The organism is Enterococcus sp. DIV1444a, assembly GCF_051712125.1.
GTDB lineage: Bacteria > Bacillota > Bacilli > Lactobacillales > Enterococcaceae > Enterococcus > Enterococcus faecalis.
In genome coordinates this window covers 2,640,343-2,656,584 of sequence record NZ_JBIOOG010000001.1, presented here as the reverse complement: position 1 = coordinate 2,656,584, position 16,242 = coordinate 2,640,343, and the positions used below count along the sequence as shown (strand labels likewise).

At 37.6% G+C, this 16,242-nt stretch carries 16 protein-coding genes; 12 read left to right on the top strand and 4 right to left on the bottom strand.

The annotated features are described in order from the left end of the window. The first annotated feature begins 120 nt into the window (after positions 1 to 120). The 8 genes from rny (at position 121) to IGI87_RS12750 (ending at position 10,130) form a co-directional block, all read left to right on the top strand. Positions 121 to 1,677 (top strand): ribonuclease Y, encoded by a 1,557-nt coding sequence (gene rny / locus IGI87_RS12785; protein WP_002354863.1) that lies wholly within the window; start codon positions 121 to 123, stop codon positions 1,675 to 1,677. Between the two features lie 159 nt (positions 1,678 to 1,836). After that, a complete protein-coding gene (locus IGI87_RS12780) occupies positions 1,837 to 2,634 on the top strand; it encodes a TIGR00282 family metallophosphoesterase (protein WP_104854406.1) in 798 nt (265 codons plus the stop codon). Positions 2,635 to 2,707: 73 nt separating this feature from the next. Then, the gene (locus IGI87_RS12775; protein ID WP_002359008.1) at positions 2,708 to 3,094 is read left to right on the top strand and encodes a RicAFT regulatory complex protein RicA family protein; all 387 of its coding nucleotides are present in this window, start codon (positions 2,708 to 2,710) and stop codon (positions 3,092 to 3,094) included. Beyond that, positions 3,095 to 5,671: a DNA mismatch repair protein MutS gene (mutS, locus tag IGI87_RS12770; RefSeq protein WP_113794678.1), complete on the top strand. Its 2,577-nt coding sequence runs from the start codon at positions 3,095 to 3,097 to the stop codon at positions 5,669 to 5,671. It begins immediately after the preceding gene. Positions 5,672 to 5,702: 31 nt separating this feature from the next. Continuing rightward, complete coding sequence (mutL, locus tag IGI87_RS12765) at positions 5,703 to 7,835, top strand: DNA mismatch repair endonuclease MutL (protein WP_113794677.1); 2,133 nt, start codon at positions 5,703 to 5,705, stop codon at positions 7,833 to 7,835. Between the two features lie 24 nt (positions 7,836 to 7,859). Further along, on the top strand, positions 7,860 to 8,414 hold the full coding sequence (locus IGI87_RS12760) for a Maf family protein (RefSeq protein WP_002378827.1): 555 nt from the start codon (positions 7,860 to 7,862) through the stop codon (positions 8,412 to 8,414). Positions 8,415 to 8,546: 132 nt separating this feature from the next. After that, a complete protein-coding gene (gene msrB, locus IGI87_RS12755) occupies positions 8,547 to 8,984 on the top strand; it encodes a peptide-methionine (R)-S-oxide reductase MsrB (protein WP_438737279.1) in 438 nt (145 codons plus the stop codon). A gap of 174 nt (positions 8,985 to 9,158) precedes the next feature. Continuing rightward, positions 9,159 to 10,130: a ribose-phosphate diphosphokinase gene (locus IGI87_RS12750; protein ID WP_002381060.1), complete on the top strand. Its 972-nt coding sequence runs from the start codon at positions 9,159 to 9,161 to the stop codon at positions 10,128 to 10,130. 51 nt (positions 10,131 to 10,181) lie between these two features. On the opposite strand, the gene IGI87_RS12745 is transcribed toward IGI87_RS12750, so the two are convergent. The 3 genes from IGI87_RS12745 to IGI87_RS12735 form a co-directional block, all read right to left on the bottom strand. Further along, positions 10,182 to 10,808, bottom strand: a complete 627-nt coding sequence (locus tag IGI87_RS12745; protein ID WP_240185133.1) for a CPBP family intramembrane glutamic endopeptidase — start codon at positions 10,806 to 10,808, stop codon at positions 10,182 to 10,184. Positions 10,809 to 10,973: 165 nt separating this feature from the next. Then, the gene (locus IGI87_RS12740) at positions 10,974 to 11,117 is read right to left on the bottom strand and encodes a bacteriocin (RefSeq protein WP_162782554.1); all 144 of its coding nucleotides are present in this window, start codon (positions 11,115 to 11,117) and stop codon (positions 10,974 to 10,976) included. Between the two features lie 38 nt (positions 11,118 to 11,155). Next, entirely contained in the window at positions 11,156 to 11,311 is a 156-nt protein-coding gene (locus IGI87_RS12735; protein ID WP_162782553.1) for a hypothetical protein, read from the bottom strand. 192 nt (positions 11,312 to 11,503) lie between these two features. On the opposite strand from IGI87_RS12735, the gene IGI87_RS12730 reads away from it, so the two are divergent. The 4 genes from IGI87_RS12730 to IGI87_RS12715 all read left to right on the top strand — a co-directional run bounded on the left by IGI87_RS12730 (position 11,504) and on the right by IGI87_RS12715 (position 15,303). After that, positions 11,504 to 13,654, top strand: a complete 2,151-nt coding sequence (locus IGI87_RS12730; protein ID WP_113794674.1) for a peptide cleavage/export ABC transporter — start codon at positions 11,504 to 11,506, stop codon at positions 13,652 to 13,654. A gap of 18 nt (positions 13,655 to 13,672) precedes the next feature. Then, complete coding sequence (locus IGI87_RS12725) at positions 13,673 to 13,945, top strand: hypothetical protein (protein ID WP_438737276.1); 273 nt, start codon at positions 13,673 to 13,675, stop codon at positions 13,943 to 13,945. After that, complete coding sequence (locus IGI87_RS12720) at positions 13,932 to 15,041, top strand: bacteriocin secretion accessory protein (RefSeq protein ID WP_438737274.1); 1,110 nt, start codon at positions 13,932 to 13,934, stop codon at positions 15,039 to 15,041. The genes IGI87_RS12725 and IGI87_RS12720 overlap by 14 nt, the downstream gene beginning before the upstream one ends. 136 nt (positions 15,042 to 15,177) lie before the next feature. Further along, entirely contained in the window at positions 15,178 to 15,303 is a 126-nt protein-coding gene (locus tag IGI87_RS12715; protein ID WP_002383214.1) for a hypothetical protein, read from the top strand. A gap of 283 nt (positions 15,304 to 15,586) precedes the next feature. Here IGI87_RS12715 and pgmB read toward each other — a convergent pair whose 3' ends face one another. Next, positions 15,587 to 16,237 carry a beta-phosphoglucomutase gene (pgmB, locus tag IGI87_RS12710; protein ID WP_113794672.1) on the bottom strand — a complete coding sequence of 217 codons (651 nt, stop codon included), beginning with the start codon at positions 16,235 to 16,237 and terminating at the stop codon, positions 15,587 to 15,589. Positions 16,238 to 16,242 lie beyond the last annotated feature (5 nt).

The window sequence follows — 16,242 nt, the reverse complement described above, 5'->3', positions numbered from 1 at the left end:
ACATTAGAATAAAATTGTGTGTATGCACAAATATGCAAGTAGGCATATTGATAATTGATTTTAGTTTATCAAAAAACTACAAGATATGAATTAACAAAAAGATAGTATGGAGGTGGAAATATGGTTTTAAATATTCTCCTCGCTATCGTCGGTTTGATTGTCGGTCTTGGTTTAGGATTTGTTATTGCAAAGTCACGTCATGATAAAGCAATAAATGGTGCAAAAATTTCAGCGTCGAGTATTCTCGAGAACGCTCGGAAAGAATCAGAAACACTGAAAAAAGAAGCATTGCTAGAAGCTAAGGAAGAGAACCAGAAGTATCGTTCAGAAATTGAAAGTGAGTTGAAAGAAAGCAGATTAGAACTTAAATCTCAAGAAAATCGTTTAATTCAACGGGAACAAACGTTGGATCGTAAAGATGACTCTCTTGAAAAACGTGAAGGCTCACTGGAAGAAAAAGAAGAGAAACTTGGTGCTAGACAGCAATTAATTGATGAGCGAGAAAAAGAAGTAGAAAACTTAATTAATCAGCAACATCAAGAATTAGAACGAATTGCTTCCCTTTCAAAAGAAGAAGCAAAATCGATTATTATGAAGTCAACAGAAGAAGAGTTGAATCATGAACTAACCTTGATGGTCAAGGAGTCAGAACAACGTGCCAAAGAAGAATCTGATCGCAAAGCGAAGAACTTGCTTTCCCTAGCAATTCAACGTTGCGCCGCCGATTCTGTTTCTGAAACAACTGTTTCCGTGGTCACTTTACCAAATGATGAGATGAAAGGTCGCATTATTGGTCGTGAAGGACGTAATATTCGTACATTGGAAACTTTAACAGGGATTGACTTAATCATTGATGATACGCCAGAAGCGGTTGTGTTATCAGGATTTGATCCAATCAGACGAGAAATTGCTCGAATGACCTTGGAAAAATTAATCCAAGATGGTCGGATTCATCCAGCTCGTATCGAAGAAATGGTAGAAAAATCACGTAAAGAAATGGATGAACGGATTCGTGAATACGGAGAACAAGCAGCCTTTGAAGTAGGTGCTCATACGTTACATCCTGATTTAATTAAAATTTTAGGCCGTTTACGTTTCAGAACAAGTTATGGTCAAAATGTCTTGAACCACTCAATCGAAGTAGCAAAACTGGCTGGCGTTTTAGCCGCCGAATTGGGCGAAGATGTTCAATTAGCCAAACGGGCAGGTTTACTACACGATATTGGGAAAGCATTAGATCATGAAATTGAAGGTTCTCACGTTGAGATTGGCGCAGAATTAGCTGCGAAATATAAAGAAAATTCAGTAGTTATTAATGCCATTGCCTCGCATCATGGTGATGTGGAAGCAACCTCAGTTATTTCTGTTTTAGTGGCAGCCGCAGATGCGTTATCTGCAGCCCGTCCAGGTGCACGTAGTGAATCGTTAGAAAACTACATTCGCCGCTTAGAAAACTTAGAAAATATTTCTAATAGTTTTGAAGGCGTGGATTCAAGTTTTGCTGTTCAAGCAGGACGTGAAGTTCGTGTCATGGTGAAACCAGAAGAAATTTCTGATTTAGAATCTGTTCGTTTAGTTCGAGACATTCGGAAGAAAATTGAAGATGACTTGGATTATCCAGGACATATCAAAGTAACGGTTATCCGTGAAACACGTGCCGTTGACTATGCGAAATAAAATAAAAAGCGAATAAGTATCGCGTGTAGTGTCTCAACGAACAATTGCAAGGATTGTTCGTTGAGACACTTTTTTTAATCTTTTAAAACCAAAACTTTCTTTTCAAAGCGAAAACAACTATAATAAACAAGAGATGTTAAAAAGAGAAGAGGAACCTTTTTGCGTATATTATTTATAGGAGATGTTGTCGGTTCTTTAGGAAGAGAAGCCCTAGCAACGTATGTCCCTAAATTAAAGAAGAAATATCGTCCACAAGTGACCATTGCCAATGGTGAAAATGCGGCATCTGGTCGGGGAATTACTGGCAAGATTTATAAGAAATTTTTGCAAGATGGTGTCGATGTTGTTACGATGGGCAACCATACGTGGGACAACAAGGATATCTTTGAATTCATTGATGATGCCAAGAAAATGGTTCGTCCAGCGAACTTTCCAGAAGATGTGCCTGGTCAAGGAATGGTTTTTGTGAAAGTCAATCAATTGGAACTAGCGGTGATTAATTTACAGGCCCGCACATTTATGGTGCCATTGGAAGATCCTTTCAAGAAAGCCGCCGAGCTAGTGACTATCGCTCGCAAACGAACACCGCTCATTTTTGTGGATTTTCATGGCGAAACGACAAGTGAAAAACAAGCCATGAGCTGGTTTTTAGATGGCCAAGTTTCAGCCGTTGTTGGAACACATACGCATGTTCAAACAAATGACGCCCGAATTTTACCGAAAGGGACAGCCTTCTTAAGTGATGTCGGTATGACCGGACCTTATGATGGGATTCTAGGAATGAAGCGTGAACCGATTATTGAGAAGTTTATGACAGCATTGCCGAAGCGCTTTGAGGTAGTCGAAACAGGGCGGACAATTTTATCTGCCTGTATTTTAGAGATTGATGACCAAACGGGCCAAGCGAAGATGATTGAGCCGATTCAGATTAGTGAAGATCGCCCGTTTCAAGAATAATAGAAGAAAAGTTAATCTCGGATCATTAAGAGGTTAACTTTTTCTGCTCTTATAGAAAAAGTGCCGGTGAAAGATGAAGGTGAAAAAAATGGAGCCGTTGAATTTAGATGCACAAAGCAATAAAGAATTAGAAAAATTGTTACATTTAATTGGGCAAGATGAAGTCATTCAGCGCTACCAAGCGATTGAAGAAAAGGTAAAGAAAAACAAAAAGCTGACAGAATTAGTGGAAGAAATTAAAGCTGCGCAAAAAGATGCGGTTCAATTTGCTCACTATGGCAAACCAACTGCTGAAAAAGAAGCCATTCAACGAGCCGATGCGAAAACAAAAGAATTTGATGAGCACCCACTCGTTGTAGCCTACCGCGAACAACTGATCGAAGCCAATGACTTAGTCCAACATGTCACGGCGCTCATTCAATACCGCGTGAACGAAGAGCTAGAGAAGGAAGGGAATTAAATGCCACAAAAAACAAAAAATACACCCATGATGGAACAATATTTATCCATTAAGGCCCAATACAAGGATGCGTTTTTATTTTATCGCTTAGGTGATTTTTATGAATTATTTTATGAAGATGCTATCAAGGCTGCGCAAATCTTAGAATTGACGTTAACCAGTCGTAACCGCAATGCAGATGATCCGATTCCTATGTGTGGCGTTCCTTATCATGCCGCGCAAGGGTACATTGATACGTTGATCGAGCAAGGTTATAAAGTAGCGATTTGTGAGCAAGTGGAAGATCCAAAGACCACCAAGGGCATGGTCAAACGAGAAGTGGTCCAGTTGGTAACGCCAGGAACGGTGATGAATAGTAAAGGCTTGGAAGCCAAAGACAATAATTACTTAACCGCTGTGCTAACAGATGGTAATCAGTTTGGTTTTGCCTATGTGGATTTGAGTACAGGCGAATTAAAAACAGCAGTCTTGGCTGATGAAGAGGGCGTTTTAAACGAAGCTTCTGCGTTGCAAACAAAAGAAATGGTCCTAGGTTCAGGGATTCCTGAAGCGTTAAAAGAGAACTTAAGTTTACGTTTAAATATCATCTTTTCGACACAAGAAACGGTGGAAGAAAATGCCGAGTTTAGTTTTTTAACCAATGAACTGATTAATCCATTAGAAATTGAAATTACAGGCAAATTATTATCTTATTTATCCGTTACCCAAAAGCGGAGCTTGTCCCATATTCAGAAAGCTGTGGAATATCAGCCAGATCATTTCTTGAAAATGGATCATTATTCTAAATTCAATTTAGAATTGAGTCAGTCAATCCGAACAGGGCAGAAAAAAGGAACTCTTTTGTGGCTATTAGATGAAACGAAAACAGCTATGGGCGGCCGTTTATTAAAACAATGGTTGGATCGTCCGCTGATTCAGGAACGTCAAATTAAGGCGCGTCAAGAAATGGTGCAATCCTTATTAAATGCCTATTTTGAACGCTTGGATTTGCAAGCAGCATTGACGAACGTTTATGATTTAGAGCGGTTAGCAGGACGCGTGGCATTCGGCAGTGTGAATGGGCGTGATTTAATTCAATTACGGACCTCTTTAGAACAAGTACCAACGATTCGACAATTAATTGTCGGGATCAATCAAGGGGAATGGGATGATTTGTTAGTCGACTTAAACCCTGTCGAAGATTTAGTGGCATTGATTGCAACGGCGATTAATGAAGAAGCCCCTTTACAAATTACTGAAGGAAATGTTATTAAGGACGGCTATAACGACCAATTAGATGAATACCGTGATGCCATGCGCAATGGCAAGCAATGGTTAGCGGAGTTAGAAGCGAAAGAACGCCATGAAACAGGGATTAAAAACTTGAAGATTGGCTACAATCGTGTCTTTGGTTATTTCATTGAAATCACTAAGTCAAATTTAGCGAATTTAGAAGAAGGAAAATACGAGCGGAAACAAACATTAGCCAATGCGGAGCGCTTTATTACGCCCGAACTAAAAGAACTAGAACGTTTAATCTTAGAAGCCGAAGAAAAATCAGTTGAACTAGAATATCAATTGTTCTTGGCCGTGAGAGAACAAGTGAAAACGAATATTGATCGGTTGCAAACATTGGCTAAAACCATTAGTGCGGTTGATGTTTTACAATCTTTTGCAACAATTAGTGAACGGTATCAATACGTTCGACCAACGTTAAGAAGTAACACGAAAAATTTAGCGATTGTCGAAGGACGACACCCAGTCGTGGAAAAAGTTTTAGGGCATCAAGAATACATTCCAAACAGTATCCGTATGAACCCAGAAACAGATATTCTCTTGATCACTGGACCAAACATGTCAGGGAAAAGTACCTACATGCGTCAATTGGCTTTGACGGTGGTCATGGCACAAATTGGCTGTTTTGTACCAGCGGAAAGTGCTGAAATGCCGATTTTCGATCAAATTTTTACACGGATTGGGGCCTCTGATGATCTAATTGCAGGGCAAAGTACCTTTATGGTAGAAATGATGGAGGCTAACCAAGCACTGCGGCATGCCACGCCTAACAGCCTAATTTTATTTGATGAATTAGGACGCGGCACGGCAACCTATGATGGGATGGCGCTAGCGCAAGCCATCATTGAATATATCCATCGTGAAGTACAAGCCAAAACGCTATTCTCTACACATTATCATGAACTAACTGTTCTAGATGAAACCTTAAAAGGCTTGAAGAATATTCACGTAGGCGCTGTCGAAAAAGATGGCGAAGTGGTCTTTCTTCATAAAATGATGGAAGGACCTGCTGATAAGAGCTATGGGATACATGTTGCTAAAATTGCTGGTTTACCAAGCCCGCTTTTAGAACGAGCAGCCACCATTTTATCAGCTTTAGAAGCGGAAGAAACAACGATTCCAAGTTCAGTTCATCATGAAGAAGTTTCAGAAGTCCATGAAGAAACCGAGCAACTTTCATTATTTAAAGAAGTTTCAACAGAAGAATTAAGTGTCATTGACACATTGAAGAAAATGAATCTATTAGAAATGACACCACTAGATGCGTTAAACATGCTTCATCAATTGCAAAAACGTATCTAATTAGGAACCGAACCGGTTAGGAGGTCGTGAAATGGGGAAAATTCAAGAACTATCCGAACAACTAGCCAACCAGATTGCTGCTGGTGAAGTTGTTGAACGTCCCGCTTCTGTCGTCAAAGAATTGGTGGAAAATGCACTGGATGCAGGAAGCACTCAAATTGATATTTTTATTGAAGAAGCTGGCTTGAAAACCATTCAAATTATTGATAATGGTGAAGGAATTGCCAAAGAAGATGTACTGAATGCCTTCAAACGCCATGCCACAAGCAAAATTCATACAAGAGATGACTTGTTCCGAATTCGCAGCTTGGGGTTCCGAGGCGAAGCCTTACCAAGTATTGCTTCAGTTTCTGAAATGATCGTCGAAACTGCCACAGCTGAGGAAGAAGAAGGCAGCTATGTGATTCTAAAAGGGGGCAAGGTCGAAGAAAACCGACCAGCAGCCCTCCGTAAAGGCACAAAAATGACCGTTTCTAATTTATTTTATAATACGCCTGCTCGTTTGAAATACGTCAAAACGATCCAAACGGAATTGGCCAATATCGGTGACATTGTCAATCGTCTAGCGTTAAGCCACCCTAAAGTCGCTTTTCGCTTGGTTCATGACGGCCACAAAATGATGAGTACAACAGGCAATGGTGATTTAAAACAAACAATTGCGGGGATTTATGGCATTAGCACCGCAAAGAAAATGTTGAAAATTGAAGGAAAAGACCTTGATTTTACTTTGACAGGTTATGTCTCATTGCCGGAAGTCACACGGGCCAGCCGTAACTACTTATCAACGATTATCAATGGTCGTTATATTAAAAATTTCGCGTTAAATAAAGCGATTGTAGCCGGCTATGGTTCGAAACTAATGGTGGGGCGTTTTCCAATTGCTGTGTTAGAAATTGAAATGGATCCGCTGTTAGTTGATGTCAATGTCCATCCTACTAAGCAAGAAGTTCGTTTAAGTAAAGAAAAAGATTTAATGGCATTAATTGAACAGGCGATTCAAGAAGTGTTGAGCCAAGAACAGTTGATTCCCAATGCGGCCGACAATTTGCGTTTTAAAAAGAAACTACCGCCAGAACCTAAAGCTGAACAAATGGAAATTCCTTTATCGACTGAACAACCTGCGGTAAAACAACGACCGGGCAGCTTAAGCTATAATCCCGCAACGGGTCGCTTCTATGCGGAACATGCGACAGAGGAAACATCAGTCTCAAGCGCGTCTGAAGCTGTCAATCAGACAGAAAGAGCAGTGGACCCAATGGACGATCCATTTGCGCCGCCAGTGCCAGAATCAACGAGTGTAGCGGAAGAAACATCGGCTTACGAGACTTCTTCGGCAGCTGATGTTTCCGAAAATCATTGGGAAACATCTCGTAATGAGCAACAGATAATAGCCGAAGAAACAAAAATAACTGAAGTGCCCGATTCAGAACCTTCTCTGCGTTCGTCAGAGGCTGCTGACGAAGTTTTCCAAGAAGAAATGAAACTTCACCCAGAATTCAATGCCAATAGCGCTGCGAGCCAAAGAGAGCTGAAACAAGCATTGAATAAGTTGGAAGAAGAACGACCGACAGAACGTTTTCCTGAGTTAGAATATTTCGGTCAAATGCACGGAACTTATTTATTCGCACAAAGCAAAGATGGCCTGTTTATTATCGACCAACACGCTGCCCAAGAACGCATTAAATACGAGTACTTCCGTGAAAAAATTGGTGAAGTTAGTGACGATTTACAAGAGCTATTGGTACCAATCGTTATTGATTATCCAAATAGCGATGCCTTGAAAATTAAAGAGCAGAAAGAAACCCTTGCGGAAGTCGGCATCCATTTGGAAGATTTTGGACAAAATAGTTTCATTGTGCGGGCGCATCCAACTTGGTATCCTGCAGGAGAAGAGGAAAACATTGTTCGCGAGATGATTGACATGTTACTAACAACTGGCTCGGTCAGCGTGAAAAAATTCCGTGAAGCAACTGCCATTATGATGAGCTGTAAGCGATCCATCAAAGCCAATCATTACCTCAATGAGCAACAAGCACGTGTGCTATTAAAAGATTTAGCCTTGTGCGAAAATCCATTTAATTGTCCACATGGACGTCCGGTGCTGATTCATTTTACGAATTCAGATATGGAACGAATGTTTAAACGCATTCAAGACCCCCATTAAAAAGAAACGAGGCGTCATCAATTTATGCAAATTATTTTAGCATCCCAATCTCCTCGCCGTCAGGAGTTATTAAAGCGTGTGGTCCCAGCTTTTACGATTGCACCAGCCGATATCGATGAAACTGTTGGTAAAGACGGCTTACCAGCAGAATATGTGGCGCAAATGGCTGCCCAAAAAGCAGCGGCTATAGCAGAACAATCCCCCGAAGCACTAGTCATTGGCTGCGATACAATTGTGGCATTGGCGGGAGAAATCCTCGGCAAACCCACTTCTCGGGAAGACGGTTATCGCATGTTGCGCCTCCTAAGTGGCAAAACACATGACGTGTATACAAGTGTGACGTTGAAACAAGGGGAAAAAGAGCGCTCCGCGACAGTTCATTCAACCGTGACGTTTTATCCACTGACAGACACGGAAATCCATGCGTACTTAGATACCGCAGAATATGCCGACAAAGCAGGCGCTTATGGTATCCAAGGACAAGGGGCATTACTAATTGAAGCAATCGCCGGCGATTATTACGCCATTATGGGCTTACCAATTGCCAAAGTAGCCCGACTACTAAAAGAATTTAACTAATAAAAGACAGTCCTTTTCATTCGTCAAAAAGAGAAAGGACTGTCTTTTACTATGCAAACTATTAGGTGCCGGTTTGCCAAACGTGGTATCATTGAACCCAATAAATTGAACAGAAGAAAAGGAGTGGACAGAATGACAAAACCAACAGATGAAGAATTAAAACAAACCTTGACGGATCTTCAATATGCCGTCACACAAGAAAACGCAACAGAACGCCCTTTTTCAGGAGAATATGATGACTTTTACCAAGACGGAATCTATGTAGACATTGTTAGTGGCGAACCGTTGTTTAGCTCTCTAGACAAATACGATGCTGGTTGCGGCTGGCCATCCTTTACAAAACCAATTGAAAAACGTGGCGTCAAAGAAAAAGCTGATTTTAGTCATGGTATGCACCGCGTAGAAGTTCGCAGTCAAGAAGCGGATTCACACTTAGGGCATGTTTTCACTGATGGTCCGCTCCAAGAAGGCGGCTTACGTTATTGCATTAATGCGGCAGCTTTGAGATTTGTGCCAGTGGTAGATTTAGAAAAAGAAGGCTATGGCGAGTACCTTTCTTTATTCAAATAATCCTCTTTTTTTAGACAAATACGATAAAATAGTTAAAAGAAAGCGACTTTTGATGAATATCTTGTATGAAATACAGAAAATCTCTTGATTTATTTGGCTAGGACTACTATTATTTTAGAAGGAAAGTATTGTTCAGTTTTAACGAATTGGCTGAAATAGAAAGTGGAGGTTCTAATGTCGAAACATTATTTTGATCCAAGATTGAAAATCTTTTCTTTGAACTCTAATCGTCCCTTAGCAGAAAAAATTGCGGATGCTGTGGGTGTGGAGCTAGGAAAGTGCTCTGTAACACAATTTAGTGATGGCGAAATTCAAGTGAATATTGAAGAAAGTATTCGTGGTGCACATGTTTATGTCATTCAATCAACAAGTAGCCCTGTTAACGATAATTTAATGGAACTATTAATCATGATTGATGCGTTAAAACGTGCGAGTGCTAAAACAATTAACGTGGTTATGCCTTATTATGGATATGCACGTCAAGACCGTAAAGCACGTGCCCGGGAACCAATCACTGCTAAACTTGTTGCAAACATGATTGAAAAAGCTGGCGCAACAAGAATGTTGACATTGGACTTACATGCGGTCCAAATTCAAGGCTTCTTTGATATTCCAGTGGATCATTTGATGGGTGCACCATTAATTGCCGATTACTTCATCGAACACGGCATTCAAGGCGATGACGTCGTTGTTGTTTCCCCTGACCACGGTGGTGTAACGCGTGCGCGTAAATTGGCAGAATTCTTAAAAGCACCAATTGCGATTATTGACAAACGTCGTCCAAAAGCGAACGTAGCAGAAGTAATGAATATCATTGGTCATGTGGAAGGCAAAACCTGTGTCTTAATTGATGACATGATTGACACAGCGGGGACAATTTCTCTTGCCGCAAACGCATTGAAAGAAGCCGGAGCAAAAGACGTTTACGCTTCTTGTACACATCCCGTTTTATCAGGACCAGCCTTACAACGTATTGAAGATTCAGCAATTGAACGCTTAGTTGTAACAGACTCTATTTACCTATCTGATGATCGTAAAATTGCTAAAATTGACGAAGTCAGCGTTGGTGAATTAATCGGAGATGCGATTAAACGTATCCACGAAAACAAACCAGTTAGTCCGTTATTTGAAACAAAAAATAAATAATTATAAAAACCGCCTACATCATTTTTCTGATGTGGGCGGGTTTTTTGTGTATTATAAATTATTTAATAGCAAATGAATAGCAAGAGGATACGTGAGATTGTTATTACAGAAATAATAGGTAGAGGCTAAAACCCAGCCCATTCCACAATAAAAAAGCATGGAAATTGATGGTAATAGTCCATGGCTAAGACCAAAAAAAAGACCAGAAAAAAATATTTTACATAAGACACTTCGAGAGGTGTTTTTTAAAAAAAATAAATTCATAAAAATGCCACGAGTCAGGAGTTCTTCTATTATAGGTGAAAAGAGTCTAGTATGAAGGGCCATTAAAACAGGTGCTACATTTCGGACTTTATTAATATAATGTTGATTTTCTGGAGTAGACATGCGTGAGAAAAGTAAATTTAGAATAATAGAAAATAAGAACATGCCAATAGCTAGTAATAGACTTTTAAAGATAGCTTGCTTTTTTTTCTTTACTATTTTTTTATAGAAAACTGACAGCACGATAATAATAATTAAAGATAGTACACTATCAAAGATAATCAAGGTTTTTTCGTTATTTTTTATAGCTATTAAGCTCATTCCAGTTAATGCTTCTATGCTGGGGAGGGCTGTCAAAAAAGTGAACAGGAGATAAAGAAGTGTTTTTTTCTTTGTAGATAATTTTGTTTTCATAATAAAACTCCAAGTTAATTGATTTTAATAAATATGTAGGGTATTAAAACATAACATATCTCTAGTTCTTTTTAATATTTTTTATTTTGTAATATGTTTAAGTTGATAATGTGGAATAAAAACTAGAATACTTTTTTATTCCACACTATCAATTATTAAGAAATCTTAATAATGTTTACCATGACCAAATAAAGCATCGCCAAATCCTTTAAGCGTATCTCTAACTTGTGACCAAGTTGCATTGATATTAAGATTTAAGCCGCCGCCATAGATTTTTTTTAGTTCTTTGTCAGATAAAGTTTTTTTCAATGTAACCATATCCCTTCTGTTAAAAAATTGTGTCTTAATCAGTATGCTGGGACAAATGCGACTGTGTTATTCCACAGCCATATTGCGCCATTACGAATAGTTTTCCCAACGTTATAACCAAAATCGTAATCTTTCTTTCCACCACCAACAATGTTTTGTAAATCTGAATTACCTAGAGTTTTGTATTTTTCCATAGGTATCCCTCCTTTATATATTATAACGATACGAATTTTAAAATAGGTATCGTTATAATAATTAAATCTTATCGCAATCTTTTTGTCAACGTTTTTTAATCAAAATGATTATATTTTTTAATAAATGTATTTTAAAAAAAGGAATATTGTAGTAACATAGAATTATGAAAAATAAAAAAAGATAGGGAAAAAATGAAAAAGATTATATATCAACAAGATGAAAAAGATTGTGGTGTTGCTTGTTTAGCCATGATTTTAAAACACTATAAATCAGAAATTCCTATTCATAGGTTACGAGAAATATCTGGGACAGATTTAGAAGGAACTTCTGCTTTTGGATTAAAAAAGACATTAGAACAATTTGGATTTGAATCACCTGTTATTCAAGCAGATAACGACGTGTGGAAAGAAAAAGAATTGACGTTACCTTTAATTGCTCACGTATTAATTGATAATAAATATATGCATTATGTTGTTGTTTATGAAATAAAAGGGGAAACGTTATTGATTGCGGATCCAGACTCAATGAAAGGAAGAGTGAGAAAAACAATTGAAGACTTTTCAAAAGTATGGACGGGTATTTTACTTTTGCCTATTCCCAAAGAATCGTATACACCTAGTAAAGAAAAAATTGCTAGTTTAAGCTCATTTTTCCCAATCATCTGGCATCAAAAAGGACTTGTTTTACATATTTTTTTAGCTTCATTGTTTATTACTTTTTTTAGTATTGGAAGTTCTTATTATTTTCAAGGGCTATTAGATTATTTTATTCCGAATCAAGCAAGTTCCACGTTAAATGTTGTATCTTTTGGATTGATTGTAGTTTACTTGTTCAGAGTGGTATTTGAGTATAGTCGGAATTATCTATTAGTTGTACTTGGTCAGCGCATGAGTATGGCAGTGATGCTTCGATACTTCAGACACGTACTTACTTTGCCTATGAATTTTTTTGCTACTCGCAAATCAGGCGAAATTATTTCTCGTTTTTTAGATGCAAGTAAAATTATTGATGCACTTGCTAGTGCTGCACTATCTGTTTTTTTAGATATTGGTATGGTTTTATTAGTCGGGATTACCTTAGCAATTCAAAATAGTACATTATTCTTAATTACATTAGTCTCACTGCCTTGTTATCTCGCTACTATTTTAACCTTTGTGAAAAGCTATGAAAAAGCTAATCAGGAAGAAATGGCTGCGGGAGCTAGTTTAAATTCAAGTATTATTGAAAGTTTAAGAGGAATTGAAACGATTAAGGCTTATTGTGGTGAAGAAAAAGTATATGACAGAGTAGATCGGGAATTTGTCAAGATGATGAAAAAATCCTTTCGAACGGTTACATTAGACAACGTACAACAAGGAATTAAACATACTATTCAATTAATTAGCAGTGCACTTATTTTGTGGTTAGGTTCTTTTTACGTTATGGAAGGAAAAATTAGCCTTGGTCAACTTATTACTTACAATGCGTTATTGGTTTTCTTCACGGATCCTTTACAGAATATTATCAATTTACAAGTTAAAATGCAGACAGCGCAAGTAGCTAATAAGCGCTTAAACGAAATATTTGCAATTGAGCCAGAGAGAACAAATGATTCTTCATTAGGTGAAATTTCCAATCAAATATTTCGAGAAGGAATTACTTTAGAGAACGTATCCTTTTCTTATAACATGAAAGCACAAACGTTAAACAATATTTCTTGCACGATACCACCTAAAAGTAAAATTGCTTTGGTAGGAGTCAGTGGTTCGGGGAAATCAACTTTGGCCAAATTACTGGTCAATTTTTATGCTCCTTCAGAGGGAGTTATTCGTTATGGGAAGATGAATCATTTAGATATTCCGTTTCAGCAATTGCGAAAGCATGTTACCTATGTTCCTCAAGAATCCTTTTTCTTTAGTGGAACGATTATTGAAAATTTAACTTTCGGCTTACAAATAATTCCAAGTTTTGAAAAAGTAATTGAAGTTTGTGAAGCTGTCCAGTTAAAGACATTTATTGAACAGCAGCCATTGCGATATGATACGGTTTTAGAAGAAGGGGGAGCTAATCTTTCTGGGGGACAACGTCAAAGGTTAGCGATTGCACGTGCTCTTTTAAAGAATGCTGATATTTTAATATTAGATGAAGCGACAAGCAGCTTAGATACATTACTAGAACATAAGATTCTTGAACATTTATTGGGGTTAGAAAATAAAACATTGCTATTTATTGTACACCATTTACCCATAGCTAAAGCTTGTGAACAAATTTTAGTTATGCACGAAGGACAACTGGTAGAGCAAGGAACTCATGAAGAATTACGTTATAATCATGGTATTTACCAAAAACTATGGGATATCTAAGAAAGGATAGAGAACTCTATGCAACAAAAGAACTGGTTAGAACACTCAAGTATTTATAGACAAAAACATAACACATTTTATCGCTGGGTACTATATCCTATAATTTTTTTCTTGTGTTTGGCTGGATTGTTTTTGGTATTTGCAAAAAAAGAAATAGTTATTCGAACGTCTGCACAATTAACTGCTGAAAAAATAGAAAAGCTGCAAGTTCCTATAGAGGGAAAGATTAAACTGAATAACTTAAAAGAAAATCAAATAGTAAAAAAAAGGGGAAGTATTGGTAACGTTTGAAACAGTCACTTTACAAAATGAAAAAATACAATTAGAACAAGAAAATATATCAATAGAAAAACAAAAAAAAGCGATACAAATGTTTATTGATAGTTTAATAATCGAACAAAACTTATTTGAAACAGAAGATGTCTTCGGATACAGTAATCAAGTAAATAGTTTTCTTGCTGAAAAAAGAGCTGCTTTTTATGCAGCACAGCATAGTGAAGCAATCGTACAAAAAGAGCAAGATTCTTACAATAAAGTAAAAGAACAGTTAGAGAAACAAATAACTATGTATAAAGAAGCACAACTAGAATGGGAACAAGTACGCCTAGCGTGGAACAAAGAACAGTATTTGGAAGGCTTTTCTGATGAAGTTATGTCAAAGTATCAATCTTGGGTAACACAATTAACTGACGTACCTAAAGAAGAGAAAACAAAACTTAAAGAAACGATTTTAGTCACTATAGATGAACAAATTACTCAGCAAAAAAGACAAATTGAACAGTTACAGGCAGAATTATCTAAACTAGTAGCTCCTAATACAGCTGAAAATGAAATAAATATTCAAAAAGAAAAAGAAAAACAAAACAAAGAACTGACATTGGCCACAGCAAAACAAAAATTGATGGAATTAATTGAAACACAAAAGAAAAATGGATTAGCATTGAAAACAATAAAAGAACAGATTATAAAAAGTACGTTAAAAGCACCAATTTCGGGTACAATTCATTTAAATGAAGAAGCTAAAGGACAAAAAGAATTACCGAAAGGAACGACATTAGCAGAAGTCTATCCGCAACAAGGAGACGTAGAACGTACATTTGTAGCGTTTATTCCTTCTAGGGGAAGTATGAGAATTAAATTAGGAATGCCTGTTCATTTTAGATTAGATAAAAAAGGTGTAGCTATGAAAACCATTAATGGTGTATTAACTGAAATTTCAGAAAATAGTACAACTACCGAGGAGGGAACATTTTATCAAGTAAAAGGTATATTAAAAATATCAAGAGAATTTACTAGTCGTTATGGTCTTTCAGGGGAGTTGCTTCTTGTCATTGGAAAGAAAACTTATTGGCAAGAAGTAAAGGATATCGTTTTATTGAATGATTAATATTTTTTAAAGAAATTATATAGATTTTTTGTTTTTTTATAATAAGGGACAATGTAAAGCTATTGAATCATCTAGGATGAGCTTTTCTATAATAAAATTTTTATTATAGAAAAACTACATCAAAAGGAGTATACAAATGAAAAAGATAACTGAACGACCAATTGTCAAAATCTTAATTAAGATTTTGATGTTTGCCCTATGTTTTTATGCGGGGATAAAATTCGTTGATTTCATTTTTCCGTTAGTAGGATTTAAACAATAAGCAAAAGAAATGAACGTGGAGACAAGCACAAAGGACCGTGAACTTCGTTGCTAATAGTAAAGTATTGGTCCTTGGAAACTAAAAAGCTGTTAAAAATGACAATAAAAAATAACCGTTTACTTTGACCGAGTATGGTTATTTTTTGTAACTAAAAAGGTCACCGTCATAAACGGCTCTACATCAGAGAGGTATGTTGAAGCCTCTCTCTCTTTTCATCTACATTCTAGCATAGATACAATGTAGATGAAAAGAGGTGCCTGCTACTAATGGTTCTTGTCATTCTTTAGCGATTGAGCAGTGCATCAACGCTTAGTTCAGTCATTTCAGAAACTTGCATGTCGGCTCCGATTAAGGGTTGGCTGGCCGACAAGCCGACGGCATAGATGCCCGCGGCTTTCAAGCCGTCAATACCTGATTGTGCATCTTCAAAGCCAATGGCGTTTTGCGGTAGCACGCCAATACTGTCAGCGGCGGCTAAAAAGATTTCAGGATCAGGTTTGCCTTTGCTTAACGAGTCGGGATCGACAATTGTGGCGAAGTACGCGCGCACGCCTAATTTTTCCAAAATCAGGGGCGCGTTTTTTGACGCCGAAGCCACGGCACAGGGAATGTGACGTGCTTGGGCTTGCTGTAGCAATGGCACGACACCAGGTAAAACATCTTCTGTTGTTAAATGTTCTAATAATTGAACGTAGTGGTCATTTTTTTGCTGAGCTAAGGCTTCTTTTTCTGCTGGAGTAAACGCATTTTCACGGTGGCCATGGGCTAAAATGCGGTCCAAGGAATTCATCCGACTAATGCCTTTTAATGTTTCGTTGAAGGTTTCGTCAATGGGGATACCTAGCGAATCGGCCAACGCTTTCCAAGCTTGATAATGAAATTTGGCGGTGTCTGTAATGACACCATCCAAATCAAAAATAAATCCAATCGTCATTGTGG

Bases quoted from the DNA above. Each gene is read 5' to 3' on its own strand.
- rny (WP_002354863.1), top strand. From the start codon at position 121: ATGGTTTTAAATATTCTCCTCGCTATCGTCGGTTTGATTGTCGGTCTT.
- IGI87_RS12730 (WP_113794674.1), top strand. From the start codon at position 11,504: ATGAAAAAGATTATATATCAACAAGATGAAAAAGATTGTGGTGTTGCT.
- IGI87_RS12725 (WP_438737276.1), top strand. From the start codon at position 13,673: ATGCAACAAAAGAACTGGTTAGAACACTCAAGTATTTATAGACAAAAA.
- msrB (WP_438737279.1), top strand. From the start codon at position 8,547: ATGACAAAACCAACAGATGAAGAATTAAAACAAACCTTGACGGATCTT.
- mutS (WP_113794678.1), top strand. From the start codon at position 3,095: ATGCCACAAAAAACAAAAAATACACCCATGATGGAACAATATTTATCC.
- IGI87_RS12745 (WP_240185133.1), bottom strand. From the start codon at position 10,808: ATGAAAACAAAATTATCTACAAAGAAAAAAACACTTCTTTATCTCCTG.
- IGI87_RS12735 (WP_162782553.1), bottom strand. From the start codon at position 11,311: ATGGAAAAATACAAAACTCTAGGTAATTCAGATTTACAAAACATTGTT.
- IGI87_RS12760 (WP_002378827.1), top strand. From the start codon at position 7,860: ATGCAAATTATTTTAGCATCCCAATCTCCTCGCCGTCAGGAGTTATTA.
- IGI87_RS12750 (WP_002381060.1), top strand. From the start codon at position 9,159: ATGTCGAAACATTATTTTGATCCAAGATTGAAAATCTTTTCTTTGAAC.
- IGI87_RS12715 (WP_002383214.1), top strand. From the start codon at position 15,178: ATGAAAAAGATAACTGAACGACCAATTGTCAAAATCTTAATTAAGATT.
- mutL (WP_113794677.1), top strand. From the start codon at position 5,703: ATGGGGAAAATTCAAGAACTATCCGAACAACTAGCCAACCAGATTGCT.
- IGI87_RS12775 (WP_002359008.1), top strand. From the start codon at position 2,708: ATGAAGGTGAAAAAAATGGAGCCGTTGAATTTAGATGCACAAAGCAAT.
- pgmB (WP_113794672.1), bottom strand. From the start codon at position 16,237: ATGACGATTGGATTTATTTTTGATTTGGATGGTGTCATTACAGACACC.